This window comes from Rhizobium sp. 16-488-2b, from assembly GCF_017741815.1.
Classification (GTDB): domain Bacteria; phylum Pseudomonadota; class Alphaproteobacteria; order Rhizobiales; family Rhizobiaceae; genus Rhizobium.
The window spans coordinates 136892-162351 of sequence record NZ_JAGHMF010000002.1 but is presented as its reverse complement, the minus strand read 5'-3'; the positions used below and the strand labels follow the sequence as shown (position 1 = coordinate 162351).

At 63.1% G+C, this 25460-nt stretch carries 27 protein-coding genes and 1 other RNA gene; 10 read left to right on the top strand and 18 right to left on the bottom strand.

All coding sequences use genetic code 11. The annotated features are described in order from the left end of the window. Positions 1–37 precede the first annotated feature (37 nt). On the bottom strand, positions 38–643 hold the full coding sequence (gene recR, locus J5286_RS01285; protein WP_209188665.1) for a recombination mediator RecR: 606 nt from the start codon (positions 641–643) through the stop codon (positions 38–40). 56 nt (positions 644–699) lie between these two features. On the opposite strand from recR, the gene J5286_RS01280 reads away from it, so the two are divergent. Next, positions 700–1317 carry an MOSC domain-containing protein gene (locus tag J5286_RS01280; protein WP_209188666.1) on the top strand — a complete coding sequence of 206 codons (618 nt, stop codon included), beginning with the start codon at positions 700–702 and terminating at the stop codon, positions 1315–1317. A gap of 108 nt (positions 1318–1425) precedes the next feature. Here the strand turns inward: J5286_RS01280 and J5286_RS01275 are convergent, their stop codons facing one another. The 3 genes from J5286_RS01275 to ffs all read right to left on the bottom strand — a co-directional run bounded on the left by J5286_RS01275 (position 1426) and on the right by ffs (position 3796). Further along, complete coding sequence (locus tag J5286_RS01275; RefSeq protein ID WP_112944991.1) at positions 1426–1749, bottom strand: YbaB/EbfC family nucleoid-associated protein; 324 nt, start codon at positions 1747–1749, stop codon at positions 1426–1428. Positions 1750–1771: 22 nt separating this feature from the next. Continuing rightward, positions 1772–3652, bottom strand: a complete 1881-nt coding sequence (locus tag J5286_RS01270; protein ID WP_209188667.1) for a DNA polymerase III subunit gamma/tau — start codon at positions 3650–3652, stop codon at positions 1772–1774. A 47-nt stretch (positions 3653–3699) separates the two neighbouring features. Beyond that, positions 3700–3796, bottom strand: an RNA gene (ffs, locus tag J5286_RS01265) — signal recognition particle sRNA small type. Between the two features lie 89 nt (positions 3797–3885). Here ffs and J5286_RS01260 point away from each other — a divergent pair. The 5 genes from J5286_RS01260 to J5286_RS01240 all read left to right on the top strand — a co-directional run bounded on the left by J5286_RS01260 (position 3886) and on the right by J5286_RS01240 (position 6747). Next, a complete protein-coding gene (locus J5286_RS01260; RefSeq protein ID WP_111563253.1) occupies positions 3886–4296 on the top strand; it encodes an HIT family protein in 411 nt (136 codons plus the stop codon). Further along, complete coding sequence (gene nudC / locus J5286_RS01255) at positions 4293–5252, top strand: NAD(+) diphosphatase (protein ID WP_209188668.1); 960 nt, start codon at positions 4293–4295, stop codon at positions 5250–5252. Before J5286_RS01260 ends, nudC begins: the two co-directional genes overlap by 4 nt. Before the next feature lie 9 nt (positions 5253–5261). Beyond that, entirely contained in the window at positions 5262–5966 is a 705-nt protein-coding gene (locus J5286_RS01250; protein ID WP_047506525.1) for a helix-turn-helix transcriptional regulator, read from the top strand. 52 nt (positions 5967–6018) lie between these two features. After that, positions 6019–6279: a hypothetical protein gene (locus J5286_RS01245; protein WP_245205293.1), complete on the top strand. Its 261-nt coding sequence runs from the start codon at positions 6019–6021 to the stop codon at positions 6277–6279. A 99-nt stretch (positions 6280–6378) separates the two neighbouring features. Then, positions 6379–6747: a VOC family protein gene (locus J5286_RS01240; protein ID WP_209188669.1), complete on the top strand. Its 369-nt coding sequence runs from the start codon at positions 6379–6381 to the stop codon at positions 6745–6747. Between the two features lie 45 nt (positions 6748–6792). Here J5286_RS01240 and J5286_RS01235 read toward each other — a convergent pair whose 3' ends face one another. Together J5286_RS01235 and J5286_RS01230 are read right to left on the bottom strand one after the other, a co-directional pair. After that, the gene (locus J5286_RS01235; protein ID WP_209188670.1) at positions 6793–7653 is read right to left on the bottom strand and encodes a prephenate dehydratase; all 861 of its coding nucleotides are present in this window, start codon (positions 7651–7653) and stop codon (positions 6793–6795) included. A 10-nt stretch (positions 7654–7663) separates the two neighbouring features. Continuing rightward, entirely contained in the window at positions 7664–8419 is a 756-nt protein-coding gene (locus J5286_RS01230; protein WP_209188671.1) for a 3-deoxy-manno-octulosonate cytidylyltransferase, read from the bottom strand. A 158-nt stretch (positions 8420–8577) separates the two neighbouring features. Between J5286_RS01230 and J5286_RS01225 the strand changes: the two genes are divergently transcribed. Then, positions 8578–9153: a c-type cytochrome gene (locus J5286_RS01225; RefSeq protein ID WP_018899095.1), complete on the top strand. Its 576-nt coding sequence runs from the start codon at positions 8578–8580 to the stop codon at positions 9151–9153. A 59-nt stretch (positions 9154–9212) separates the two neighbouring features. Here the strand turns inward: J5286_RS01225 and J5286_RS01220 are convergent, their stop codons facing one another. Continuing rightward, entirely contained in the window at positions 9213–10157 is a 945-nt protein-coding gene (locus tag J5286_RS01220) for an AEC family transporter (protein ID WP_047506515.1), read from the bottom strand. Between the two features lie 83 nt (positions 10158–10240). Here J5286_RS01220 and J5286_RS01215 point away from each other — a divergent pair, with 83 nt between their 5' ends. Both J5286_RS01215 and J5286_RS01210 read left to right on the top strand, forming a co-directional pair. After that, a complete protein-coding gene (locus J5286_RS01215) occupies positions 10241–10456 on the top strand; it encodes a hypothetical protein (protein WP_209188672.1) in 216 nt (71 codons plus the stop codon). 130 nt (positions 10457–10586) lie between these two features. After that, a complete protein-coding gene (locus J5286_RS01210; RefSeq protein ID WP_112435968.1) occupies positions 10587–11579 on the top strand; it encodes an adenosine kinase in 993 nt (330 codons plus the stop codon). A gap of 54 nt (positions 11580–11633) precedes the next feature. On the opposite strand, the gene J5286_RS01205 is transcribed toward J5286_RS01210, so the two are convergent. Continuing rightward, positions 11634–12173: an SH3 domain-containing protein gene (locus J5286_RS01205; RefSeq protein WP_018899091.1), complete on the bottom strand. Its 540-nt coding sequence runs from the start codon at positions 12171–12173 to the stop codon at positions 11634–11636. Between the two features lie 182 nt (positions 12174–12355). On the opposite strand from J5286_RS01205, the gene J5286_RS01200 reads away from it, so the two are divergent. Then, complete coding sequence (locus J5286_RS01200; protein ID WP_209188673.1) at positions 12356–13357, top strand: 2-hydroxyacid dehydrogenase; 1002 nt, start codon at positions 12356–12358, stop codon at positions 13355–13357. Here the strand turns inward: J5286_RS01200 and J5286_RS01195 are convergent. The 10 genes from J5286_RS01195 to J5286_RS01150 all read right to left on the bottom strand — a co-directional run bounded on the left by J5286_RS01195 (position 13354) and on the right by J5286_RS01150 (position 25268). Next, positions 13354–13827, bottom strand: a complete 474-nt coding sequence (locus J5286_RS01195; RefSeq protein ID WP_209188674.1) for a GNAT family N-acetyltransferase — start codon at positions 13825–13827, stop codon at positions 13354–13356. The two genes, J5286_RS01200 and J5286_RS01195, sit on opposite strands and share 4 nt — an antisense overlap. Then, positions 13824–14651: a molybdopterin-synthase adenylyltransferase MoeB gene (locus tag J5286_RS01190; RefSeq protein WP_209188675.1), complete on the bottom strand. Its 828-nt coding sequence runs from the start codon at positions 14649–14651 to the stop codon at positions 13824–13826. Before J5286_RS01190 ends, J5286_RS01195 begins: the two co-directional genes overlap by 4 nt. Continuing rightward, a complete protein-coding gene (gene recF, locus J5286_RS01185; RefSeq protein ID WP_209215322.1) occupies positions 14648–15772 on the bottom strand; it encodes a DNA replication/repair protein RecF in 1125 nt (374 codons plus the stop codon). The genes J5286_RS01190 and recF overlap by 4 nt, the downstream gene beginning before the upstream one ends. A gap of 739 nt (positions 15773–16511) precedes the next feature. Next, positions 16512–18962: a GcvT family protein gene (locus tag J5286_RS01180; RefSeq protein ID WP_209188677.1), complete on the bottom strand. Its 2451-nt coding sequence runs from the start codon at positions 18960–18962 to the stop codon at positions 16512–16514. 1 nt (position 18963) lies between these two features. Then, a complete protein-coding gene (locus J5286_RS01175; RefSeq protein ID WP_209188678.1) occupies positions 18964–19833 on the bottom strand; it encodes a phosphotransferase in 870 nt (289 codons plus the stop codon). Positions 19834–19910: 77 nt separating this feature from the next. After that, positions 19911–20990 (bottom strand): ABC transporter ATP-binding protein, encoded by a 1080-nt coding sequence (locus J5286_RS01170; protein WP_209188679.1) that lies wholly within the window; start codon positions 20988–20990, stop codon positions 19911–19913. Between the two features lie 35 nt (positions 20991–21025). Next, the gene (locus J5286_RS01165; RefSeq protein ID WP_209188680.1) at positions 21026–22099 is read right to left on the bottom strand and encodes a Gfo/Idh/MocA family protein; all 1074 of its coding nucleotides are present in this window, start codon (positions 22097–22099) and stop codon (positions 21026–21028) included. 37 nt (positions 22100–22136) lie between these two features. Continuing rightward, positions 22137–23021 carry a carbohydrate ABC transporter permease gene (locus tag J5286_RS01160; protein ID WP_111563069.1) on the bottom strand — a complete coding sequence of 295 codons (885 nt, stop codon included), beginning with the start codon at positions 23019–23021 and terminating at the stop codon, positions 22137–22139. After that, positions 23014–23976 carry a carbohydrate ABC transporter permease gene (locus tag J5286_RS01155; protein WP_209188681.1) on the bottom strand — a complete coding sequence of 321 codons (963 nt, stop codon included), beginning with the start codon at positions 23974–23976 and terminating at the stop codon, positions 23014–23016. The genes J5286_RS01160 and J5286_RS01155 overlap by 8 nt, the downstream gene beginning before the upstream one ends. Positions 23977–23981: 5 nt before the next feature. Then, positions 23982–25268 carry an ABC transporter substrate-binding protein gene (locus J5286_RS01150; RefSeq protein WP_018899145.1) on the bottom strand — a complete coding sequence of 429 codons (1287 nt, stop codon included), beginning with the start codon at positions 25266–25268 and terminating at the stop codon, positions 23982–23984. Positions 25269–25460 lie beyond the last annotated feature (192 nt).

Below are 25460 nucleotides of genomic sequence, written 5' to 3'. Positions count from 1 at the left end.
TCGGACGGCATCAAATTTCCCATCACCTCATCTCCCCTCATATCGACGTCCGCGCCCGAAGCGCCGCCGTCAGCGTGCCCTCGTCGAGATAATCAAGCTCACCGCCAACAGGCACGCCATGCGCCAAGCGCGTGATCTTCACATCGAGCCCGGCCAGCTGATCCGTTATATAGTGTGCTGTGGTCTGCCCCTCGACGGTGGCGTTGACGGCGATGATCAGTTCCTTGATGCCGCCGGCGGTGACGCGTTCGATCAAGCCCTTGATGTTGAGATCATCAGGACCGACGCCATCGAGCGGCGAGAGGGTGCCGCCGAGCACGTGGTAGGCGGCGTTCAAGGCGGCCGCGCGCTCCAGCGCCCAGAGGTCGGAGACATCCTCGACGACGATGATGACGGACTGGTCGCGGCGGTCGTCGGTGCAGACGGTGCAGGGATCGGAGGTATCGACATTGCCGCAGTGCGAGCAGATCTTCACCTTGTCATAGGCCTCGCCCATGGCGCTGCCGAGGGGCCCGAGCAGCTGATCCTTCTTCTTGATCAGATGCAGCGCGGCGCGGCGCGCGGAGCGGGGGCCGAGGCCCGGCACCTTTGCCAGCAGCTGGATGAGTTTTTCGATTTCGGGGCCGGTGACTCGCTTTGCCATATCGGGTTCTTAGCCCATATGTTTGAAAAACGGAAACGGACAGAAAAGCGGGCCTTATGAAAATCCTCGCCGTCTGCATCGGCAACGCAGAAAGGCTGCCGGGCAAGAGCTACAAGACCGGCATCAACAAGCACGCGATCAGCGGCGGCGTGCTCGTCGATGCCGAAGGACTGCTCGGCGACGCGATCTGCAACCGCAAGCACCATGGCGGCGTCGACCAGGCCGTCTATGTCGAGGGATCGCTGACGCTCGACTGGTGGTCGGCAGAACTCGGCCAGACGATTAAGCCCGGCACCTTCGGCGAAAACCTCGTCATCGAAGGGCTCGACAACACGATGGTCGCGGTCGGCGATCGGTTCATAGCCGGCGATCTTGTTCTCGAGGTGACCTCGGCGCGCATTCCCTGCGCCACCTTCGCGGCGCGCATGGGCGATCCGTTCTTCGTCAAGCGCTACACCCGCGCCGGCCGGCCCGGTATCTATTGCCGGGTGATAGAACCGGGCACGGTGACAGCAGGCGAAAGCGTGGAATGGGAGCGGTTCAAGGGAGCGCGGGTGACGATGCCGGAGATGATGGCGACATTCGGCAGGCGTCTTTCTACAGAAGACCGCGCCCGTTATCTGGCCGCGCCGATCCACTACAAGCTGCGCGACAGCCTTCTCGCGGAAAACTAAGCCCTCAGATGCGCGCGTTCCGTCCCTACCTGATTTCCGCCCGTCTCAAACGACAAGCGCCGGCCACCCAAGGGGCGCCGGCGCTCTTAAATCTACATGATCTGACGATCAGAAGGGCATCTTGAAGCCGGGCGGGATCGGTAGGCCTGCCGTCAGCGCCTTGGTCTTTTCGGCGGCGACCGCGTCGGCCTTTTCCTTGGCATCCTTGTGGGCGGCGACGATCAGGTCCTCGAGGATCTCGACGTCATCTTCCTTGAAGAGCGACGGATCGATCTTCAGGCTCTGCATTTCGCCCTTCCCCGTGATGACGACGGTCACGAGACCGCCACCGGACTTGCCTTCGGCCGTGAGCGAGGCGATTTCCGCCTGCATCTGCTCCATCTTGGCCTGCATTTCCTTGACTTTGCCCATCATGCCCATGATGTCGCGCATCGTCTTGCTCCTTCTTGGTGTCTCAGAATTCTATGTCGTCGCCGGGCAGGATATCGCCCTCTTCGGATTCGGCGGTCGCCGGCGCCTGCACGGGACCTTCCTCTTCTTCCGGTTCCGGCGCACGGACGCGAACGTCGATGATCTTCGCGCCCGGAAACTGCGAGAGAATGGCCGCCACGTCAGGATCCTGCCGGGCGTCGCTCACCTGCTGCGCCTTGGCATTGGCTTCGGCCTCCACCATGGTCGGCTGGCCGGCCTCGCGGCTGAGGCTGACGATCCAGTGGATGCCGGTCCATTCCTTGAGCTTCAGCGCAAGTTCGTTGAGCAGCGTTCCCGGCGCGCCTTCCGTCAGGTTGACATCCAGGATGCCGGGCTGAACGCGAACCGGGCGCACGAAATTGCGCACCAGCGCCTTGATCTTCACATCGCGCTTTTCGCCGGCGAGGTTGGCAATATCGCTGACCGAATTGACCCGCACCAGCGGCTGCGGCGCATCGGCGGCCTTCGCCTCCGTGCGTCCGACGGCCAGGCTCTGAGGATCGGAGTTCTGCACGACGCGCAGCATGGCGGTCGGGCCAGCGGGCTGCGGGCGCGGCGCTGCTGCTTCGGCAGCACGGGCCATGACATTGTCCTGATAGCTGACGGTCGCGCCGCCATTTCCACCACCGTTGCCCGATGGTGAGGGCGAACGCGCGCCGCCATTGTTTTCAGAGAATTCCGCAAGCCTACGGGCTGCGTCCTCAGGGGCAGGCAGATGGGCGGCATGCGCGAGGCGGATCAGCACCATTTCGGCGGCACCCGAGGGGCGCGAGGATGCTTCCACCTCGGGAATGCCCTTCAAGAGCATCTGCCAGATGCGCGACAGCGCCGTGACGGCAACGCCTTGCGAGAATTCCGCACCCTTGGTGCGCTCGATTTCGCTGAGCGATGGGTCGTTTGCGGCGTCCGGCACGTATTTCAGGCGCGTCACAAGATGCGTGAAATCGGCAAGATCGGTGAGCACCGCCACCGAATTGGCGCCAGCCTCGTACTGGCTTTCGAATTCGCCAAGGGCTGCGGCCACGTCACCCTTGATGACGTGCTGGAAGAGATCGACGATGCGGGCGCGGTCGGCGAGACCGAGCATCCCACGCACCGATTCGGCGAGCACCGCGCCGCCGCCATGGGCGATCGCCTGGTCGAGCAGCGACAGGCCGTCGCGCGCCGAGCCTTCGGCGGCACGCGCGATCATCGCCAGCGCATCGGGCTCGGCCTCGATGCCTTCCTTCGATGCGATCGTGGTAAACAGTCCGACGAGATCGGACGCGCTGATGCGGCGCAGGTCGAAGCGCTGGCAGCGCGACAGGACCGTGATCGGCACCTTGCGGATTTCAGTCGTGGCGAAGATGAACTTCACATGCTCCGGCGGCTCTTCGAGCGTCTTCAGCAAGCCGTTGAAGGCCTGCGTCGAGAGCATGTGCACTTCGTCGATGATGTAGACCTTGTAGCGCGCAGACACCGGGCGGTAGCGCACCTGCTCGATGATCTCTCTGATATCGTCGATACCGGTATGCGAGGCGGCGTCCATCTCGATGACATCGACATGGCGGCCTTCCATGATCGCCTGGCAGTGGTCGCCGGGGATGCGCAGATCGATCGTCGGCTTGTCGATCTCGGCTGTCTTGTAATTCAGCGCGCGCGCCAGAATGCGGGCGGTCGTCGTCTTGCCGACCCCGCGAACGCCGGTCAGCATATAGGCCTGCGCGATACGGCCGGTCTCGAAGGCGTTGGTCAGGGTCTGGACCATCGGCTCCTGGCCGACCATCAGATCCGTGAAATCCTTGGGGCGGTATTTGCGTGCCAGCACCCGGTATCCGGTGCCCGTCGAGGCGGCATCTTGTGATTGTCGCTCGGTGTCGCTCATCGCCCTGCTTAACGCCCGAACTCTTCGGGCAAAGGATGGAGAGAAGGGTGGGAGGCTGGCACGATGACCCGTGCCTGGCTCGTTAGGGCTGCTTCCTTCCGGACCTGACCCGGTTGGCGAGTGGCTCGTCCACCACCAACCTCCCGAAGGCACATATCGGCAATATCGCGATCAAAAGCAAGCCAAGCTCCGAAAAAACTGCTAGCCTATGGAAAACTCTGGAGGAATACCCGTTGGACGCTTTCAAACTCGACCACCGGCTGGCCAATGACAGCATCAGTATCCTGAAAACGGGCCTCTGCGACTTCCGGCTCGCCAGAGACTGTCGCTGGCCTTGGCTGATCCTCGTGCCGCAGCGCGCCGATATCACCGAGATTTTCGAGCTGACGCCGCTCGACCAGGTGATGCTGACCTTCGAGACGGAGCTGGCCTCGACCGCCTTGAAGAAGGTGACCGGGGCGACAAAAATCAATGTCGCGGCTATTGGCAATATCGTCCGCCAGCTTCATGTTCATGTCGTCGCGCGCTTCGAAGGCGATCCGAACTGGCCCGGCCCGATCTGGGGCTACGGCAAGGCGGAGGCTTATGAGGACGCGAAACGAGACCAATTCATAGAGACGATGCGGGAAGCCCTTTCATCATGAGCCGTTCGCTTTTCGAGACGGATGTACCCCATCCCGAGCCCAGCAATCTGACGGCATTCGCCGCCAACGACCTGATCCGCGATTCCGAGCATCGCAACGAAAACTCGGTGGACGAGGCGCTCGCCAAGGATGGAACCCATATCTTCGCCTTCACCGGCGACAAGCTGGTATTGAAGCATGACGGCCAGGTGCTCGACCCGCTCTTTGCGCGCTACGAGCTGACCGATCTCAAGCCCAACTGGGACGAGACGATCCTGCTCGGCTACCGCAAGAGCGGCGAGCCGAGATTGGCGGTGCCGGTCGCCGTGCCGGAAGAGGAGTTGTCCAGCCAATACAAGCCCGCCGACGGCCGCTCGCTCTATCGCGACATGCTGCTCGACGACGTGCTGCTTGGCGAATTCGCCCAGGGCGCCAGCCTGATCCGCTGGAACAGCGACAACCGGTTTTGCGGCCGCTGCGGCTCTGCGATGGAGATGCATATCGGCGGCTACAAGCGCGTCTGCTCCGCCTGCCAGCACACGATCTTCCCGCGCACCGACCCCGTCGTGATCATGCTCACCATCGACGAGGAGCGCGATCTCTGCCTGCTCGGACGAGGTCCGCATTTCGCGCCCGGCATGTATTCCTGTCTCGCCGGCTTCGTGGAGCCCGGCGAAACCATCGAGAATGCCGTGCGCCGCGAGACGCTGGAAGAATCCGGTATCCGCACCGGGCGCATCCGCTACCACGCCTCGCAGCCCTGGCCGATGCCGCACACGCTGATGATCGGCTGCTACGCCGAGGCCAAATCGCGCGACATCACCCGCGACGAGCAGGAGCTCGAGGATTGCCGCTGGTTTACCCGCGAGGAGACGATCGAGATGCTCGAGCGTCCCGGCGCCAACGGCAGCGCCCCGCCGCCAAAGGGCGCGATCGCTCACCGCCTGATGCGCGACTGGGTGGAGTGGAAGAAGTAGGCCAATAGAATGGCGCGCTCAGAACGCCTGTTGACACTGCTGCAGACGCTGCGCCGTTACCGGCGGCCGGTGAGCGGCGCGGTGCTGGCCGAGGAAACCGGCGTCAGTATCCGCACGCTCTACCGCGACATCGCCAGCCTGCAGGCGCAGGGGGCACTGATCGAGGGCGAGCCGGGGCTTGGATATATCCTCAGGCCCGGCTTCATGCTGCCGCCGATGATGTTTTCGCAAGACGAGATCGAGGCTCTGGTGCTGGGATCGCGCTGGGTGGCGCGGGCGGCCGATCCGAGGCTGGCGGCAGCGGGCGCCGATGCACTCGCCAAGATCGCCGACGTGCTGCCGCGCGAGATCCGCGACGAGATCGAGACCTCCCCTCTCCTCATCCACATGCGCCCGCCGATATCAAGCAAGGCCGACATGGGCGTGATCCGCAAGGCGATCCGCGGCGAGCGGGTGCTGAAGCTCACCTATACCGACGAGGGCGGCGCGGTCTCCATCCGCAATGTCTGGCCCTTCGCCATCAGCTATACCGAGCAGGTCCGGATGATCGTTGCCTGGTGTGAGCTCAGACAGGATTACCGGCATTTCCGCACCGATCGTATCGTCGAGATGATCCCGCAGGAGACGCGATATCCGCGCCGCCGCGCCGTGCTGCTGCAGGAGTGGAGCGACCGCGAAATCGCGCCGCGGGAACAGAAAACACTACTGCCATAAACTGACAGCATATGAGTCTAGTATGGGTCCTATCGAAACAGGAGGACCTGCCATGACGAGCCTGAACACGTCCCAGACCATGGGCCAGACCATGGGCCAGACGACGCGCGGCAACCACCGTTCCGACGAGGCCGGCTCCGACACCTGGTATCCGCAATCGCTGATGCTCAGGATGATGCAGAATGCATCGCGTGGCATGGCGCATAGCATGGGACGGACTGGCACTCCGCGTCTCGATCCGCAATCGATGTCTGAGAATCTGAGGCGCGATATCGGCGTCATCGACTGGGGCAGCCGCGACCGCGAGCGGTAACAGACCACACTTTCACATTTCAATCACGCTTTTGACCGCTGCCGGAGAACCCGGCGGCGTTCGCATCATCACGTCATTTTCACGCAGAGGGACACCACCATGAATAGCCCCAATCTCATCATTCTCTATGTTCGAGATCCCGCAGAGAGCGCCAGCTTCTACAAGGCGCTCTTGAACCGCGAGCCGGTCGCCGCCGCACCCAATTTCGTGGCTTTCGCGCTCGATGGCGGCTTCACGCTCGGCCTGTGGCGGCTGAGCAGCGTCGTGCCGCAACCATCGGCGATCGGCAGCCGCGCCGAGATCGCCTTCATGGTTCCGGGCGAAAACGGGGTCTCCAACCTCTACCGCGACTGGCGCGACCGCCACCTGCCGATCGCCCAGGACCTCACCGACCTCGACTTCGGCCCGACCTTCGTGGTGCTCGATCCGGATGGACATCGGTTGCGGGTTTGTGAGCCGGATAAGTAAGCATCATTGCAGAGCATTAAAAAGGGCGCCTCGGCGCCCTCAATCCTACTTCTGCAGCAGGCCCCGCATCGGGTGGCCCTTGTAGACGCCGAGGATGCGTACCTTCTCGGAGAAGAACTGCAACTCTTCCAGCGCGCGGCGGACGTTGGCGTCGTCGGGGTGGCCTTCGATGTCGGCGTAGAACTGGGTGGCGACGAACTTGCCGCCGAGCTGGTAGCTTTCCAGCTTGGTCATGTTGATGCTGTTGGTGGCAAAGCCGCCGAGCGCCTTGTAGAGCGCTGCCGGAATGTTGCGGACATTGAAGACGAAGGTGGTGACCAGCTTCTCCTCGGCCGCCCCGCGCTCGGCCCACTTCTCATCACGCGAGAGGATGACGAAGCGGGTAACGTTGTCTTCGGTGTCCTCGACGTTTTCGGCGATGATATCGAGCTTGTAGAGATCGGCGGCCAGACGCGGCGCAAGGGCTGCCATCGAGCGATCGCCGGTTTCCTGCACCAGCTTGGCGGCGCCCGCCGTATCGCCGGCAACCACGGCCTTCCAGCCATTGGCGCGCACGATCTTGCGGCACTGGCCGAGCGCGTGGATGTGGCTGTGGACCGTGCGGACCTCGTCCTTGGTCACACCTGGCAGCACCATGAGCTGGAAGCGGATCGGCATGAAATATTCGCCGATGATGTGCAGGCGCGATTCCGGCAGCAGGTGGTGAATATCAGCGACGCGGCCGGCGATGGTGTTTTCGATCGGGATCATCGCCAGATCGGCATCGCCGCTTTCGAGCGCCACGAAGGCATCCTCGAAGGTCTGGCACGGCAGCGGATCCATATCAGGAAACATGTCGCGGCAGGCCATGTCGGAATTGGCGCCGAAGTCGCCCTGGAAGGCGATTTTGTTGGTCTTGATGCTCATGGGAGATCCGTTACTTCAATTGTGCGGAAAGAATGCGCCGCGCCTTTTCAAGGTCGGCGGGAGTATCGACACCGAGCGGAACGGTGTCAACGATCTCGACATCGATGCGCATGCCGGCTTCCAGCGCCCGCAGCTGCTCCAGCGATTCGCGCTTTTCGAGCGTGGAGGGCCCGAGCGATACGAAGCGCTCCAGCGCCGCGCGGCGATAGGTGTAGAGGCCGATGTGATGATAGAGCGGGCCTTCGCCATAGGGTGCCGTGGCCCGGGTGAAGTAGAGCGCCCGCATGCGGGTTTCAGACAGCGGCGCGCCGACCACCTTGACGATATGCGGCGCCGTCTTGTCTTCCTCGTTGTCGATGGCGATGGTCAGCGTGGCGATATCGACGTCGGCGTCTTCAAGCGGGCGCAGCGATGCGCGCACCGTTTCCGGCTCGATCGTCGGCAGGTCGCCCTGGACGTTGACGATATATTCGATGCGGCCTTCGGGATCGACCTTGGTCAGCGCTTCGTAAATCCGGTCGGAGCCGGACTGGTGCGCCTTGGCGGTCATGACCACCTCGAAACCGGCGGCGGCGACCACGTCGAACACTTCCTGCTCGTCGACGGCAACGACCACGCGGCCGATCGCGGCCTCTTTCGCTCTCAGAGCCACCTGGATGACCATTGGCTTGCCGCAGATGTCGGCGAGCGGCTTTCCGGGCAGTCGGGTGGATGCCATGCGGGCCGGAATGAGGACGAGTACGTTGTCTAAATTTGGACTTGCCATTGCTCAGGCCTTCATTTCCGGGCGGAAAGGTGTCAAAAAGTCTCATGCTGCCGAGGCGTTCGGCTGTTGCAAGAACTAGCCAAAAGACATAGGTTTCGCTCGATTTCAAGTGACAGACCGGTTTTATGTCTGCCGGCTGTGAGGGGGGAGCATCACAGATGAATTCTTACGTGAATACGGCGGTGGGAGCGCTACTTGGGACGGTTTTCGTCCTGATGTCCGTATCCATCGCTTCGGAAAGCCTGTTTCATTCGGAAAATCCGGAGAAAGAGGGCTTTACCATTGTAGCCGAGGAAGCTTCGGCCGCCGATGCCGGCGGTGCTGCTCCGGCTGCCGCCGTGCCGATCGCGCAGCTGCTTGCGAAAGCCGACGCCAAGGCCGGCGAAACGGTCTTCAAGAAGTGTCAGGCCTGTCATGACGGCACGAAAGGGGGACCGAACAAGGTCGGGCCGAACCTCTTTGGTGTCGTAGATCGTCCCATCGGCGCGCATGAAGGTTTCGCCTATTCGGCTGCCATGAAGGATTTTTCCAAGGGCGCCAGCGAGAAGTGGACCTTCGATCACCTGAACCACTTCCTGGCCGCGCCGAAGAAGTACATTGCCGGAACGGCGATGGGCTTTGCCGGCCTCCAGAAGGACACCGACCGCGCCAACGTGATCCTCTATCTGCACACGCTGGCCGATTCGCCGGTGCCGCTGCCCGATCCGAACGCGCCTGATTCGGCGACGCAGTAAGTTCGGACAGATCTGAATACGTTTGAGCCCGGCCGATGCGCCGGGCTTTTTCATGCGTGTTATCCGAGCAGGTAGGCCCAAAAGGAAACTGTGATGGCGCCGAGTGCCGTCGTCAGCGTGATCGTCGAGGCGGCGAGGCTATGGCCGACGCCGAAGCGATTGGCGATCAGCCAGGCGTTGACGCCTGTCGGAACCGCCGAGATCAACACGAGTGCCGCCGTCCAATCGCTTTCCAGACCGAGCAGATGGCTGGTCGTCCAGACGCAGGCAGGCAAGAGCAGCAGCTTGAAGGCGGAGGTGACGCTGGCGATGCCCACATTGCCCGAGGTGCCGTATTGCTGCAGCGCCATGCCGAGCGAGATCAGGGCGACGGGGCCGGATACGCCGGCGATCTGATCGACCACCAGTTCGACCGGCATCGGCATCGTCCAGCCGAGCAGATGCATGAGGGCGCCGCCGGCGAGCCCGATGACCAGCGGATTGCGCACGAGATTGCTGGCGATCTGGCGCAACACCGCGACGATGCTGCGGCCCTTGCCACCGGCGATCTTGTGCTCGGCGCGCTCCATCAGAATGGTGCCGATGATCATCATAACAGGCAGGTGCACGGCGATCAGGATCGACAGCGGCACGAGGCCCTTGTCGCCGACAGTGCGCTGGACGAGCGGCAGACCGATGAAGATGGTGTTGGCAAAGGCCGACGAAACGCCGGCGAGCACGCCGATGCGGTCATCGCGGCCGAAAAAACGCGTGGCGGCGATATGAGCGGCGGTCCAGGTGATGGCGACGCCGGAGAAATAGGCGATCCAGAGCCGGAAGGGCGACGCGCCCTTGAAGTCCGCTTCGGCGATGGTGCGGAAGAGCAGCAAAGGCACGGCGATCTTGAAGACGAAGTCGCTCAAGGCATCGCCGACCTCCGCCTTCATCAATCCCACTTTGACGATCAGCCAACCGATGAGGATCATCACGAAGATGGGAAGAACGTCGAGAAAGATGGCGGACATCGGGGACGGATTGCCTATTGCATGGAATATCAAAGGTCTAACAGCAAACCGTTCGCGCTGACAAACCGGAATGACATCGAGCCTTGGCGCAAACGCAAAAAAAGCGGGGTTCGGCCCGCTTTTCCGCATCCGGTCTTGCCGGATTGCCGGTTGGTCATGCTGCCAGTTCATCCGTGGTCAGCGTCGCACCGGTATCGTCGAAGGGCATGATTTTATTTATCGGGCCCTTCTCGATCGGCGACTGCCCTAAATCCGCCCATGCCGATCTTGTTGATGAGAGATATAGCCAGCCAAAATGACAGGCGAATGACGTCCGCGCGGCATTTTTGCGAAAGGATTGGCCGCAAATCCGGCATTTCTGCTTCCCATGGGCTGAAAATCCGCTAAGACCGACTACCGGCTATCACCAAAACCGGGACCTCCCATTTCATGACCAAATTCGATGTACTGACTGTCGGCAACGCCATCGTCGATATTATCGCGCGTTGCGACGACCAGTTCCTCATTGATCACAAGATCACCAAGGCAGCGATGAACCTGATCGATGCCGAGCGCGCCGAACTGCTCTACAATCACATGGGCCCGGCGCTGGAAGCCTCGGGCGGCAGCGCCGGCAACACGGCGGCCGGTATCGCCAATTTCGGCGGCAAGGCCGCCTATTTCGGCAAGGTCGCGGAAGACCAGCTCGGCGAGATCTTCGCGCATGACATCCGCGCCCAGGGCGTGCACTACCAGACGCAGCCGAAGGGCAAGTTCCCGCCGACCGCCCGCTCGATGATCTTCGTGACCGAGGATGGCGAGCGCTCGATGAACACCTATCTCGGCGCCTGCGTCGAACTCGGACCCGAGGATGTCGAGCCCGAGGTCGTGGCGCAGTCGAAGGTGACCTATTTCGAAGGCTATCTCTGGGATCCGCCGCGCGCCAAGGAAGCGATCCGCGATTGCGCCCGCATCGCCCATGAGAACGGCCGCGAAATGTCGATGACGCTCTCCGACAGCTTCTGCGTCGGCCGCTATCGCGACGAGTTTCTCGACCTGATGCGGACAGGCACCGTCGACATCGTTTTCGCCAACAAGCAGGAGGCACTGGCGCTTTACGAGACCGAGGATTTCGAAGAGGCGCTCGTCAAGATCGCGCAGGATTGCAAGATCGCCGCGGTGACGATGAGCGAAGAGGGTGCCGTCATCTTGAAGGGCAGCGAGCGCTTCTATGTCAGCGCCATCGAGATCAAGGAGCTTGTCGACACGACCGGCGCCGGCGATCTGTTCGCGGCGGGTTTCCTCTATGGCTACACGCAGGGGCGGACGCTCGAGGATTGCGGCAAGCTTGGCTGCCTGGCGGCCGGCATCGTCATCCAGCAGATCGGACCGCGTCCGATGAAGTCGCTCACCGAGGCCGGCAAGCAGGCGGGTCTTCTCTAAGGCCTGACTTACCTTTTGCTGACCTGGAAGCCTTCGATCCGTCGAAGGCTTCTCTTATTTGAAGGCCTCTCCGGGATAGGCGCCCCAGATTTCCGACTGCGCCACCCAGCCTTCGGCGCCGTCGATCTTGGCGAGGCACCAGTCGCCGGTGCATTCGCCGATGTTCATCATCACACCGGGCTCCAGCTTGGCGACGACGGTCGCGGACGGCTGGGCCTCGCGGCGCACGTTGACGAAGACGCTCTTGCCCTTGCCCTTCATCCAGGGAGCGGCAATTGCGGCGCGGGAACCAGACAGCAGCGACTGGTTGACCCAGCCCTCGGTGCCATCGGCATCGCGCACCTGGCGCCAGTTGTCATATTCCTGGATGATTTCCACCGGCAGGCCGGCTTTCAGATACATCCACGACGCGGCATAATCGGTGCCGGGGCCGATGCGCAGGTTGACGCGCTTGGATTTCAGCGTGACGAAGCGCGGCAGCGGCAGGCCGCTCGGACCCTTCGCCGCCTGGGCATAGCCAAGCTCGGCGGTGCCGGCCGAAAGCACAAAGCCCAACGCGAGGGCGAGGCATGATTTCAGGACTGTGCTGCGCATGACGATTTCCGTTCGCTAAAACCCAGGCGGTTCCTCCGCCTGATTTCCGGACCTCGACATTCCACGCACGCTCAACGAGTTTTGTTTGTCTTCGCGTACGGGTCTGGTAGAAATTCCCCGGAACGGGAAAATTATCCCGCGTCTTGGTTAAGGACCTCTGAACAAGGCAGCAGCTCCAGGATATGACGACAAAGAAAAAAACGAAGGTCTACATTACCCGCAAGCTGCCGGATGCCGTCGAAACGCGCATGCGCGAATTGTTCGACGCCGAGCTCAACATCGACGACACGCCGCGCACCACGGCCCAGCTGGCGGCTGCGATGAAGAGCGCCGACGTGCTGGTGCCGACGGTGACCGACCGGATCGACGCGGCGCTGATCGACGAGGCCGGGCCGCAACTGAAGCTGATCGCCAGCTTCTCCAACGGCACCGACCACATCGACGTGGAGGCGGCGGCCCGCAAGGGGATTACCGTCACCAACACGCCGAATGTCCTGACCGAAGATACCGCCGACATGACCATGGCGCTGATCCTCGCCGTGCCGCGCCGGCTGGGCGAAGGTGCGCGCGTGCTAACCGACCGGCCCGGCGAATGGGCCGGATGGTCGCCCACCTGGATGCTCGGACGGCGCATTCACGGCAAGCGGATCGGCATTGTCGGCATGGGCCGGATCGGCACCGCCGTTGCCCGCCGTGCCAAGGCTTTCGGCCTCTCCATTCATTATCACAACCGCAAGCGGGTGACGGCGACGACGGAAGACGAGCTCGAGGCGACATACTGGGAAAGCCTCGACCAGATGCTGGCGCGCGTCGACATCGTCTCGGTCAACTGCCCGTCGACGCCGGCGACTTTCCATCTGCTTTCGGCGCGGCGCCTGGCGCTGCTGCAGCCGACGGCCTATCTCGTCAACACGGCGCGCGGCGACGTGATCGACGAGGCGGCGCTCATCAAATCGCTCAGGGAGGGCAGGCTTGCCGGCGCCGGGCTCGACGTGTTCGAGAACGAGCCGGCGGTCAATCCGAAGCTGATCAAGCTCGCCAACGAGGGCAAGGTGGTGCTTTTGCCGCATATGAGCTCGGCCACGATCGAGGGCCGTATCGACATGGGCGACAAGGTGATCATCAACATCCGCGCCTTCATGGACGGCCACCGCCCACCGAACCGGGTGCTGCCGGGGCGCTAAGAAGCGAGATGCTTGCGCATCTCTATGGATGTGGTGCGGGTGAAGCCCGGATGGGCGTTCTCGGCGGTCTTCTCGAAGCCCCAGCGGCCGAAGACGGCGTGGTTTTCGGTGAGCTCGATGCGTGTTTCCAACCGCAGCGCCGGCAGCGAAAGTGTGCGCGCCATGTCCTCCGCAATGCCAAGTAGCCGCCTACCGATGCCGCGCCGCTCGGCAGCCGGCGCCACCGCCAGCTTGCCGACATAGAGGCAATCCGCTTCCGGCCGCAGGAAGATGCAGCCGACAAGCGCGCCCTCTTCGGTAACGACATAGGCGATCTCGGCTTGCGCCTTGGCGGCCAGCGATTCGGCCGTCAGCCCGAGCGCCGAGGATGGCGGATCGATGCGGTCGTTCATGTAGGCGAAGGACGACAGGATGAGCGCGAGAAGCTCGTCCCAGCGGGAGAAACCGGAATCCAGACGAAGGATGGTCACGATGCCTGGCTTTGGCTCTGTCGGGCGCGCCGACGCTTGTAGCGGATGGTGTCGAAGCGCGCCGCAAGGGCATCATAGAGCAGCAGGCGGCCGACCAGCGGCTCGCCGGTGCCGGTGATCACCTTGATCGCCTCCATCGCCATCAGCGTGCCGATGACGCCGGTGAGCGCGCCGATAACGCCGGTCTCGGCGCAGACTGGGATCAGGCCCTCCGGCGGCTTTTCCGGGAAGAGGTCGCGGTAAGTGGGATTGAGCACGCCATCGGCTGTTGTCTCATAGGGCTTCAGCACGGTGACCGAGCCATCGAAGCGGCCGACGGCGCCGGTCACCAGTGGCAACTGTGCCGCTTCCGCCGCATCGGCCGCGGTGTAGCGCGTGTCGAAATTGTCCGAACCGTCGATGACGAGATCGAAGCCGGAGAGATGCCGGCGGGCGCTGTCTGCGGAGAAGCGCTCCTCGAAGCGGATAACGCGGACATGCGGATTGAGCCTTGCGATGGCGAAGGCCGCACTTTCCGTCTTCAATTCGCCGATCGTGCCGGAATCGTGGATGACCTGCCGCTGCAGATTGGAGAGCGATACACGGTCGTCGTCGGAAATGCCGAGCGTGCCGACGCCGGCTGCCGCGAGATATTGCAGGATGGGGGCGCCGAGGCCGCCGGCGCCGATAACAAGCACACGCGCTGCCTTCAGCTTCTGCTGGCCGGCGCCGCCGATCTCAGGCAGCAGGATGTGGCGCTGGTAGCGGGCGATTTCTTCCGGGCTCAACGGTTCCATGGGCGCGATGCTAGCATGGCCCTTGGCGGCGGGGAAAGTGTCGGTCATTCGAATATCTTTCCATCGGCAACGGTGAAGAACTGCGCCCGATCACCAAGCGCCGAGAACATCGAGCGGTCGGTGCCGGTCATGAAGGCCTGACCGCCGGGCGCGTCGATCAGATCGAAGAGCGCGGCGCGCCTGTTTTCGTCCAGATGGGCGGCGATCTCGTCAAGCAGCAGGATCGGCGCGTGGCCGGTGAGATTGGCGACGAGGCGGGCATGCGCCATGATGAGACCAACAAGCAGCGCCTTCTGCTCGCCGGTCGAGCAGCGCGCCGCTTCCATGCGCTTGTCGCGGTGGCGGACCAGCAGGTCGGCGCGGTGCGGGCCCTCCAGCGTGCGGCCGGCGGCGGCGTCGCGATAGCGGCTTTCGGCGAGCTGTGCTGCATATTCATCCTCGAGATCGACGGCGGGGCGATCGAACTGGCCATCCATGAAGCCGGCGAGATCGAGCGAGGCCGACGGGAATGGCGAGGTCTCACGGGTTTCCTCGATGAGGCGGACGAGGAGGCCCAGCATCTCCTGGCGGGCCATAGCCATGGCGATGCCGAGCGTGGCCATCTGCTCCTCGATGCCCGAGAGCCAGGAGGGGTCGAAGCGGCGCTCGTCGAGCAGCTTGTTGCGGCTGCGCATGGCGCGCTCGAAATCGCTGGCCCGGCGGCCATGGGCGGGATCGAGCGACAGTACGAGGCGATCGAGAAAGCGGCGACGCTCGGACGAGCCGCCGGTGAAGAGGCCGTCCATCGACGGCGTCAGCCAGAGAAGGCGCAGGTGATCGGTGAGTTCGTCGGCGGTCCTGGCCGGCGTGCCGTTGATGCGCAAGCGGCGGGATGTGTTCTCGTCGTTGCCGTCGACCCCGGTGCCGATCTCGACCTCGCCGTCCATGCCGTCGAGGGCCGCGAAGATCGAAAAACCACCATGGGCGCCGACGCGGGTGACATCGCCATAGGTGGCGCGGCGCATGCCGCGACCCGGCGACAGAAACGACACCGCCTCCATCAGATTGGTTTTGCCGGCGCCGTTATCCCCCACCAACACCACATGCCGGCCATCCAGCTGCAAACCGGCCGACGCATAATTGCGAAAGTCGGTGAGCTTGAGACGGGACAGGGAAACCTTGTGGGGCATGCTTTATCCGGATTCGTGACGGCTGAGAGCTAAGCGCTATGGGCGCGGATGGCAAGGGTGTGGGTCGATAGCGGCGGTGTGCCGTGGACGATCAGACAACACAGCGACGGTGTCGTCGTGCTGGTGGCGAAGACCCCTCCCAACCCTCCCCACAAGGGGGAGGGCTTAACCTGTGGCACCGCCGAAGCTACGATTAGCATGAGAGGCCGCCACGAGTCTTCTCCCCCACCTGTGGGGGGAGATGCCGGCAGGCAGAGGGGGGTATCCCACGGCAAAACCTCTCAATCACCACATCCCATCCCACCCACACACCAAAACCCCACGCGGCTTCTCACCCGTGTCTCAACCATTCCAAACTTCACTCGGACGGGGCGCTGGAAATCACCTCGATTGATTAAGTAGAATATGGCGCTTCCCAGCGCCCCGTTCGGCGGTTTTTATCCGCGACTTCGATCTCTCTGCCTTCTCGCCCAACTTCGCGACGAGACCATGTGTGCCTCACAGGCACGTCCGGGCTCAACTCGGCCCCTCTTGCGAGGGATACCGCCGTCACCGGAGGGAGATCATTTTCCGCGGACCCGGATCGTAAGGTTTTGCGTCCTACCCTCACGCTCCGCGCCGATCCCGCCTCGCCGGCACGCCTGCCGGTGTATCCGATGACGGGACGCCGATAGTGTAGGGCGGGGATTTCGAGGCGGGGAAAATCGCGGCATGAATTTTTCGCTGATGGCTTAAATCTCTAGGCCTTCACCCGTGCCATCTCGGGATCGTAGAGCGGCGTCAGCGACACCTTGCACGGCACCCGCACCCGAGCGACGTCGAGCTCATAGCTGCCCGACAGCACGAATTCCTCGCTCACGCCCTCGGCGTTGCGCACATAGCCATAGCCGATCGGCTTGCCCACCGTGTAGCCGAAGCCACCGGAGGAGAGCCAGCCGACGCGCTTGCCGTCTCGGTAGATCGTCTCGCGGCCGAGCAGCACCACGTCGGGATCGTCAGGGACGAAGCAGGCGAGCATCTTCTTGACGCCCGATGCCAGCTGCCGCTCGATCGCCTCGCGGCCACGAAACGGCGTGGTCTTCTTCGTCTTCACCGCCCAGCCGAGCCCGGCTTCGATCGGCGTGTGATCGGGCCCGATATCCGAACCCCAGGCGCGATAGCCCTTTTCCAGCCGGCAGCTTTCGATCGCGCGGTAGCCGGCATTAACGAGATGCAGCGGAGCGCCGGCCGCCATCAGCGCGTCGTAGACGGTCGTGGCGTATTCGATCGGCACATGCAGCTCATAGCCGAGCTCGCCGACATAGGTGATGCGGAGCGTCCTGACCGGGCAGCCGGCGATGCCGATGGTTTTCACGCGGCCGAAGGGGAAGGCGGCGTTGGAGACGTTGCTGCCTGTGACCTTTTCCAGCACCGCGCGCGCATTCGGCCCCATCAGCGCCAGCACGGAATAGGCGGACGTCACGTCCACGAGCTCGGCATGCAGGTCGTCACGAATATTGCGGGCTATCCAGTCGAAGTCATGGGTCGCGAAGCCCGTGCCGGTGACGATGTAATACTCGTCCTCGGCGATGCGCGCGCAGGTGAGATCGCACTCGATGCCGCCCTTGTCGTTCAGCATCTGCGTATAGACGAGCGAGCCCACCGGCTTGGCCACATCGTTCGCGGCGATCCAGGAAAGGGCGCTCTCCGCGTCGCGGCCCTTCAGCGTGAATTTGGCGAACGAGGTCTGGTCGAAGATGACAGCCGCCTCGCGCACCGCCCTGTGCTCGCGGCCCACCGCCTCGAACCAGTTCTGCCGCTCGTAGCTGTAGACGTCCTTCGGCTCCTCGTTGGCGAAGAGATCGGCGAACCAGTTCGGCCGCTCCCAGCCGAGCTTCTCGCCGAAGCAGGCGCCCTGCGCCTTCAGCCGGTCGTAGAGCGGCGATTTGCGGCAGGGGCGGCCGCTGGAATATTCCTCGAACGGGAAGGCCAGCGTGTAGTGCTTGCCATAGGCTTCCAGCGTGCGGGTGCGCACCCAGTCGGTGTCGAAATGCGGGCGGCCGAAGCGGCGGATATCGACCGGCCAGAGATCGTAGGGCGGCTCGCCCTTGGAAACCCACTCCGCCAGCGCCATCCCCGCGCCGCCGGCCGATGCGATGCCGAAGGCGTTGAAGCCGGCGCCGACGAAGAAGTTCTTGAGCTCCGGCGCTTCGCCGAGAATGAAGTTGCCATCGGGCGTAAAGCTCTCCGGCCCGTTCAACAGCTGCTTGACGCCGACATTCTCGAGATCAGGCACGCGGCCGAGCGCCTGCTCCATGATCTGCTCGAAATGGTCGAAATTGCTGTCGAGCAGCGTGTAGTGGAAACCATCCGGAATGCCCGACGTCGCCCAGGGGATCGGGTTCGGCTCATAGCCCCCCATGACGATGCCGCCCACCTCTTCCTTGTAATAGGTCAGCCGGTCAGGATCGCGCAGCGTCGGCAGGTTGGAGGGCACGCCGAAGGATTCGGTGATGATGTACTGGTGCTCGACCGAAACCAGCGGCACGTTGACGCCGAAGCGCGCCGCGAAATTGCGTGTCCATTGCCCGGCGCAGACGACCACGCGCTCGCATTCGATGCGGCCCTGATCGGTGATCACGGCGCGGATGCGGCCCTTGTCGATCTCGAGATCGATCACTTCCGTATCCTCGAAGATCGAAACGCCCGCCATGCGCGCGCCCTTGGCGAGCGCCTGCGTGATGTCGGAGGGATTGGCCTGGCCGTCTGTCGGGAGATAAGCGGCGCCGATCAGGTCATCGATCGTCATCAGCGGCCATAGGTCGAAGGCCTCCTGCGGCGTCAGAAGCTGCATGTCGAGCCCGAAGGATTGCGCCGTGGTCGCCTGTCGCTTCACCTCCGTCCAGCGTTCCTCGTTGCAGGCAAGCCGCAACCCGCCATTCATCTTCCAGCCGGTGCCGAGCCCGGTCTCGGCCTCCAGCCGCTTGTAGAGATCGACGGAATAGCCGAGCAGCTGGGTGATGTTGGCGCTGGTCCTGAGCTGGCCGACGAGGCCGGCGGCATGGAAGGTGGTGCCCGAGGTCAGCTTCTTGCGCTCCAAGAGCACGGTATCGGTCAAGCCGAGCTTGCCGAGATGATAGGCCGTCGAGCAGCCGATGATGCCGCCGCCGATGACGACAACCTTGGCGGTCCTGGGCAATTCCTTCGTCATGTCATTGATCCTGTTCGGCATAGGCGCGCTCGAAGCGCGCACGGTTTTCGGCGGTATAGGCGGCGTAGTCGAAATCGATGGTCGAATGGATTTCCGACACCATGCTCCACAGCATCTCGCGCAAGAGAGAGGCGCATTTCATCGCGCGGTAGCGTCGCCACAGATCCGGCGTCAACGGCATCAGGTAATAGGCCTCCAGCATTGCCCGCTCCGCATCCTCGGAAAACTCGTTGTTGGAGGCGAGCCCGCCGAGATCGAAGAGCGGCGTGTTGAAGCCGGCATAGTCCCAGTCGATCAGCCAGAGCCTTTTGCCGTCGTCGAGAAAATTGGCCGCCAGCATGTCGTTATGGCCGAAGGCGATCTCGAACGGCCCGGCCGCCTGCTCCAGCCGCTCCGCCTTCATAAGGAGATCGGAAAACAGCTGACGATACGGGCTGCCGGCGGCATCGAGCGTGGCGATATAGTCGCGCACCACGTGAAACACCCAGAATATCGTGGCCGTGCCGCGAAATTCGCGTGCGATATCGTGGTGGCAGGCGCGCACCAGCGGGATCACGCGCTCCAGCGTCTTGGCGTCACGCAAATCCTCCGGCGTCAGCGCTCGTGACTCGACATAATCGAGCACCAGCACGCCCGGCGCATGGTGGATCACCGCGGGCGATAGCCCGGCCGCATGCGCCGCCTTGCTCGCCGCCAGTTCGTTCGATCGGCTGATGTGGTGGACGGGGATGTCGTCACCCAGCCGCACGACTCGCTTCAGCGCGCCGTCGCGGACCAGATAGTTGCGGTTGGTGATGCCTCCCGTGATCGCCGAGATATCGATCGGACCATTCCATATGCCAAGCGCATGTATACGGTCTTCAGGCGTCACGCTGTCCCCCTCGCGGCCTATCCTATTGAAATCTTGGCCAGAGCGGGCTGTGCTGTCAAGCGGGGTAAACGGCCGGGCTAGATCGTCGAGCCCGCGCCGTCGAAGACATGACAGCGCGCCGGGTCGAAATAGGCGGTAACGTTAGCTCCGCGCTCCACCTTCTGTTGCCCGTCGAGCGCGATCGTCAGCTGCTGCTTGTCCGGCGTCGTCGTATAGAGCATCGTCGCACCGCCGAGGTTTTCCAGAAGGTCGATGTTGACGGAAGACAGTGCGATGCCGCCCTTGTCGACCAGCGACAGATGTTCCGGACGGATGCCGAAGGTCACGCTTTCTCCGGCTTGTGCCGAGACGCGGCGCGGCAGCCGCACGCTGTTGCCGCAGACGTTGATCGTTGTCTCGTTGCCGCCGACGCTTTCCATCTTGCCCTGCAGAAAGTTCATCTTCGGGCTGCCGATGAAGCCGGCGACGAAGCGGTTGGCGGGGTTATTGTAGAGATCGAGCGGCGCGCCCACCTGCTCGATGCGGCCGGAATTCAGCACCACGATCTTGTCGGCCATGGTCATGGCTTCAACCTGGTCGTGGGTGACGTAGATCATCGTATTCCCCAGGCTGCGGTGCAGCCGCGAAATCTCGACGCGCATCTGCACGCGCAGTTCGGCGTCGAGGTTGGAGAGCGGCTCGTCGAACAGGAAGATGCGCGGTTCGCGCACGATGGCGCGGCCGATCGCGACGCGCTGCCGCTGCCCGCCCGAAAGCGCCTTCGGCTTGCGCTGCAGAAGCTTCTCGATCTGCAGGATCTGTGCTGCCTGCTGCACCTTCGGCTCGATGTCGGCCTTCTTGTAGCCGGCCGTCTCCAGCCCGAAGGCAAGGTTCTTGTAGACGGACATGTGCGGGTAGAGCGCGTAGGACTGGAACACCATGGCGATCCCGCGCTTGGCCGGCGCCACCTCGTTCATCCGTTCATTGTCGAGCATCAACGCCCCGCCGGAGATCTCCTCCAGCCCGGCGATCATACGAAGCAGCGTGGACTTGCCGCAGCCGGACGGACCGACGAAGACGACGAACTCGCCGGGATCGATCGCCAGATCGATGCCGTGGATGACGTCAAGCGCGCCATAGCGTTTCTCGACCTTCTGAAGAACGACGCTTGTTGCCATATCCAGGTTTTCCTTATCTCGTTCTTGTCTGTCCGTTACCGGGTTCTTGCGCGCCAGTCGGCGTATTTCGGGCTGTCGGGTCCGACGGGCAGGGCGATGTCCTGGCCGCTGTCCGACGATTGGTAGATGGCGGTGACGAGTTCCAGCGCCCGCCGCGCATCCTGGGTGCTCACCGGCAGCGGGCCGTTTCCCTCGAGATGGGCGTGGAAATGCGCCATCTGCGTGGTGAAGCGCGGCGCCACCGGCTGCCAGTCGCCGATCACGGCGTCGATCCGTCGCTGCACCTCGTCATTGGCGGCAAGGATCGTCCATGGGTCCTTGCCGGGCGAATAGGCCTCGTGGTTGCTCTCGAAGGTGACGTTCTCGAAATGCAGCCTGAGCCGGCTGATTTCCTGCTGCGAGCCGAGCGTGCAGGAAAGCGAGACGAAGGCACCGTTTTCCATTTGCAGGCTCGCCGAGGCGCAGTCCTCGACCTCGATGTCGTTGACGCGGGTCGCTACGCGGCCGAAGACGCGCTGAGCCGGCCCCATCAGGTGCAGCAGCATGTCGTGCAGGTGCAGCGCATGCGTCACCAGCACGCCGCCGAGCTCGGTTGCCCACTTGCCGCGCCAGGGAACGGCGTAATAGGCAGGCGTGCGCAACCAGAAGGTCTCGACCGAACCCATATAGGGCTTGCCCGCAATCCCCGCCTCGATGATCCGCTTCGCCTTCTCCACGCCGTCGCCGTAGCGATACTGGAAGATCGGCATCAGCACGCCCCTGGCGGTCTTTTCGACGCGCATGATCTCGTCGACGCCGGATAGCGATCCGGTGAGCGGCTTCTCGCAGATCACATGCTTGCCCGCCTGAAGGGCTGCCACCACCTGCTCGAGATGGATGCCGGGCGGTGTGCAGATGTCGATGATGTCGATGCTCTCGTCGGCGAGAACCTCGGCGAAGGACGTGGTGCGTCCGGCGATCCCGAACTCGTCGGCCACTTCGGCAAGGCGTGATTCGTTGAGGTCGCAGAGAACAGCTACCTCGAACTTGTCGGGATGCGGCAGGTAGCCCTCGACGATATGCGAGCGTCCGATGCCGCAGCCGATGATCGCAACTCTCTTTATGCTCATGGGGCAGGTCTCTTTGGCATGTTCATTGCGGCCGGTCTCAACGCTTCATGCCGGTCGTGGCAATGCCGTCGATCAGCAGCCGCTGGAAGAACAGGAAGAAGAAGAACACCGGAACCAGCGTCAGCGTCGACATGGCGAACAGCCCGCCCCAGTCCGATGTGCTGCTCGAATCGACGAAGGTGCGCAGGCCGAGCTGGATCGTGTAGGTGTCCATGTCGTTGAGGTAGATCAGCGGCCCGAAGAAATCGTCCCAGGTCCAGATGAAGGAGAAGATCGCCGCCGTCGCCAGCACCGGCAACGAGAGCGGCAGCATGATCTTCCAGTAGATCCGCCAGGCGCTGCAGCCGTCCATCATCGCCGCCTCGTCGAGTTCGCGCGGAATGCCGCGGAAGAACTGCACCATCAGGAAGATGAAGAAGGCGTCGCTGGCGAGAAACTTCGGCACGACCAGCGGCAGGATGGTGTTCACCCAGCCGAGGTTCAGAAACAGCACATATTGCGGGATCAGCGTCACGTGATAGGGGATCATCAGCGTGCCGAGCATGATCGCAAACCAGAAATTCCGCCCGGCAAAGCGCAGCCGCGCGAAGGCGTAAGCCGCCAGCGAACAGGCCACCACATTGCCGGTCACCGTCAGGAGCGAAATCACCAGCGAGTTCCAGAAGAAGCGCCCGAAGGTGATGTCGAGCCCGCTCCAGCCGCGCACATAGGATGTGAAATCGATCGACGACGGGATGAGCGAGGTCGACGAGAAGATCTCGTTTTCCGGCCGCACCGAGGCCGATACCATCCACAGCAGTGGATAGAGCATCAGCAGCGAGGCCAAGATCAGCAGCGTATGGACGACGATCGAGGCCGGCAGGCTGCGCTTGGTGATGTCGGATGGCGGCGCGGCGACCGCGGAGGTGATCCCGTTAGTCATCGTAATGCACCCAGTAGCGTGAGGACAGGAACGAGAAGGCGGTGAACACGGCGATGATCAGCACCAGGATCCATGCAAGAGCGGAAGCGTAGCCCATGCGGAAGTTCCCGAACGCCTCCTGATAGAGATAGAGCGTGTAGAACAGCGTCGAATTGATCGGCCCGCCCGACCCGCCGGAGATGATGAAGGCGGGCGTGAACGCCTTGAAGGCGTCGATCGTCTGCACCACGGCGTTGAAGAAGATGACGGGCGTCAGAAGCGGCAGCGTGATCTTGTAGAACTGCCGGAACTTCGAGGCCCCGTCGAGGCTCGCCGCCTCGTACATGTCGGTCGGGATCTGGCGAAGACCAGCGAGGAAGATGATCATCGGCGAGCCGAACTGCCAGACGCTGAGCGCCACAAGCGTATAGATCGAGTAGCTTGGATGCGAGATCCAGCTCGGTCCCTGGATGCCGATGTGCGAGAGCGCGGCGTTGACCAGGCCGTCACCGGCAAAGAGCTGCCGCCACAGAACGGCGATCGCCACGCTGCCGCCGAGCAGCGATGGCAGATAGAAGACGGCGCGGTAGAACGTCAGCCCCCGCACCCCCTTGTTGAGCGCCATCGCCACCAGAAGCGCGAAGATCAGCTTGAACGGCACCGACAGCACCACATAGGTCAGCGTCACCTTCATCGCCGCCGCGAACTTCGGGTCCGCGGTGGTGATGCGCACATAGTTCGCCGCCCCCACCCATTCCGGCGAGCGGATCATGTCGAAATCCGTGAACGACAGGTAGAGCGACACCAGCGCCGGCCCGAGCGTCAGCCCCAGGAAGCCGAGCAGCCATGGAAGAAGAAAGAGATATCCAGGTCCGTTGGCGGCAAGGAGTGGTCGCCAACGGCTGTCGGCGACCACTCCCTGATATTGCTCCGCCGTCGCGGCCCGGTCAGCCGTCGCGCGCATCGCATTGCTCATGTCGGTCAACCCCGCGCGAGAAGGCGCGTGATCTCGTCGACAAGCTGTTTGCCGGCATCGGCTGGCGTGACCTGGCCGAAGGCGACCTGCTCGGCAAGCTGGCGCAGAACGGTCTGGCCTTCGCCGGCGCCTGAAGGCGGCGGCGGCGGCAGCGGCCCGGCAAGATCGCCGAGATTGGCTACATAGTTCAGCGGGATCTTGCCGACATCGTCGAGCATGCCGGCCACGACATCACGCATCGCCTTGGATTCCGGAATGCCGCGCTCGACATCGAGCACCTTGGCGGCTTCTGGATCCTTGACGAAGAAGTTGACGTAGTCGACGGCCTGTTCGAGCGCCTTGGACTGCGCCGAGACCGAGAAGAACATCGATGGCTTGCGGTAGTGACCGCCCTTCGAGTCCGCCTTGATCAGCGGGTAGTTGTTGAGCGTCAGCTTGTCCTTGACCACGGCCTGGAAGCCGACGAACTGGTTGCTGTGCGCATAGTCGATCGCGGCCTTGCCGAGCGTCAGCGGCGCGGTGTCGATCGTGTCCTTGTAGAGCGCCTGCACATCGGGCGGCACGCAGGCTTGCGCCTCGCGGAACTTGGCCCACATGTCGAACCATTCGGAGGCGTCGTCGGCGCCGAAGGCGATCTTCGAATCCGCCGTGTAGAGCGCCTTGCCGCGCTGCCGCACGTAGTTTTCGAAGAGCGGCTCCGCGCCGCTGCCGTCGGCAAAGCCGAAGAAGCCCTTGCGCTTGCCCGCCTTGGTGATCTCGGCGCCCATCTTGCCGAGCTCTTCCCAGGTCGTCTTATTGGTCGGCATCTCGACGCCGGCTTCCTGCAGCGCCACCGTGTTGACGACGGTTGCCGCCGAGTTTGCGCCGAGGCTGACGCCATAGAGATGGCCGTCGACCTTGCCGCCCTCGATCTGCGCCGGATCGAAATCGTCGAGATTGAGCTTCGACGGCATGTAGGATTCAAGCGGGGCAAGCGCGCCGCGCCGCGCATATTCGACGATATAGCGGTAATCCATCTGGATCACGTCGGGCGCGTTGCGGCCGGCGACCTGGGTCGCCAGGCGCGGCCAGTAATCGCTCCAACCCAGGAACTCGCCTGTTATCGACGTGCCGGAATTCTTGGCCTTGTAGAGATCCGAAACCTTGTTGGTGCGGTCGGCGCGCGGTTGCGAACCCCACCACAAGAGCCGCAGTCGGGCATCGGCGGCAAAAGCTCCCGGCCCCAGTGCGGACAGCGAAAGAAGCGTGGCTCCTCCCGCAACGAAATTGCGTCTGCTCACACGAAACGTCATCTGTTTTTCCTCCTCCCTTGGGGAGCGCCTCCACACGCTCCCGGCTGGTTTCTCTTGCAACAAATAACTATTTGGTTACAAGCTATGAAGAAGCACCGGGACTGTCAAGCGACATGTGGCGGCGGGATCGTCAGGCTTGGCTTTTTACAATTTGTTCATAAACAACTATGAGCGCGAGGTTTAAAGGAAAGG

Excerpts from the sequence above, each read along its gene's own strand:
- J5286_RS01210 (WP_112435968.1), top strand. The coding sequence starts at position 10,587 with ATGACCAAATTCGATGTACTGACTGTCGGCAACGCCATCGTCGATATT.
- J5286_RS01245 (WP_245205293.1), top strand. The coding sequence starts at position 6,019 with ATGACGAGCCTGAACACGTCCCAGACCATGGGCCAGACCATGGGCCAG.
- J5286_RS01165 (WP_209188680.1), bottom strand. The coding sequence starts at position 22,099 with ATGAGCATAAAGAGAGTTGCGATCATCGGCTGCGGCATCGGACGCTCG.
- nudC (WP_209188668.1), top strand. The coding sequence starts at position 4,293 with ATGAGCCGTTCGCTTTTCGAGACGGATGTACCCCATCCCGAGCCCAGC.
- J5286_RS01280 (WP_209188666.1), top strand. The coding sequence starts at position 700 with ATGAAAATCCTCGCCGTCTGCATCGGCAACGCAGAAAGGCTGCCGGGC.
- J5286_RS01150 (WP_018899145.1), bottom strand. The coding sequence starts at position 25,268 with ATGACGTTTCGTGTGAGCAGACGCAATTTCGTTGCGGGAGGAGCCACG.
- J5286_RS01155 (WP_209188681.1), bottom strand. The coding sequence starts at position 23,976 with ATGAGCAATGCGATGCGCGCGACGGCTGACCGGGCCGCGACGGCGGAG.
- J5286_RS01190 (WP_209188675.1), bottom strand. The coding sequence starts at position 14,651 with ATGACCGACACTTTCCCCGCCGCCAAGGGCCATGCTAGCATCGCGCCC.
- J5286_RS01205 (WP_018899091.1), bottom strand. The coding sequence starts at position 12,173 with ATGCGCAGCACAGTCCTGAAATCATGCCTCGCCCTCGCGTTGGGCTTT.
- J5286_RS01170 (WP_209188679.1), bottom strand. The coding sequence starts at position 20,990 with ATGGCAACAAGCGTCGTTCTTCAGAAGGTCGAGAAACGCTATGGCGCG.
- J5286_RS01230 (WP_209188671.1), bottom strand. The coding sequence starts at position 8,419 with ATGGCAAGTCCAAATTTAGACAACGTACTCGTCCTCATTCCGGCCCGC.
- J5286_RS01160 (WP_111563069.1), bottom strand. The coding sequence starts at position 23,021 with ATGACTAACGGGATCACCTCCGCGGTCGCCGCGCCGCCATCCGACATC.
- J5286_RS01240 (WP_209188669.1), top strand. The coding sequence starts at position 6,379 with ATGAATAGCCCCAATCTCATCATTCTCTATGTTCGAGATCCCGCAGAG.
- J5286_RS01180 (WP_209188677.1), bottom strand. The coding sequence starts at position 18,962 with ATGACGAAGGAATTGCCCAGGACCGCCAAGGTTGTCGTCATCGGCGGC.
- J5286_RS01220 (WP_047506515.1), bottom strand. The coding sequence starts at position 10,157 with ATGTCCGCCATCTTTCTCGACGTTCTTCCCATCTTCGTGATGATCCTC.
- J5286_RS01200 (WP_209188673.1), top strand. The coding sequence starts at position 12,356 with ATGACGACAAAGAAAAAAACGAAGGTCTACATTACCCGCAAGCTGCCG.
- J5286_RS01270 (WP_209188667.1), bottom strand. The coding sequence starts at position 3,652 with ATGAGCGACACCGAGCGACAATCACAAGATGCCGCCTCGACGGGCACC.
- recR (WP_209188665.1), bottom strand. The coding sequence starts at position 643 with ATGGCAAAGCGAGTCACCGGCCCCGAAATCGAAAAACTCATCCAGCTG.
- J5286_RS01225 (WP_018899095.1), top strand. The coding sequence starts at position 8,578 with ATGAATTCTTACGTGAATACGGCGGTGGGAGCGCTACTTGGGACGGTT.
- J5286_RS01275 (WP_112944991.1), bottom strand. The coding sequence starts at position 1,749 with ATGCGCGACATCATGGGCATGATGGGCAAAGTCAAGGAAATGCAGGCC.
- J5286_RS01235 (WP_209188670.1), bottom strand. The coding sequence starts at position 7,653 with ATGAGCATCAAGACCAACAAAATCGCCTTCCAGGGCGACTTCGGCGCC.
- recF (WP_209215322.1), bottom strand. The coding sequence starts at position 15,772 with ATGCCCCACAAGGTTTCCCTGTCCCGTCTCAAGCTCACCGACTTTCGC.
- J5286_RS01250 (WP_047506525.1), top strand. The coding sequence starts at position 5,262 with ATGGCGCGCTCAGAACGCCTGTTGACACTGCTGCAGACGCTGCGCCGT.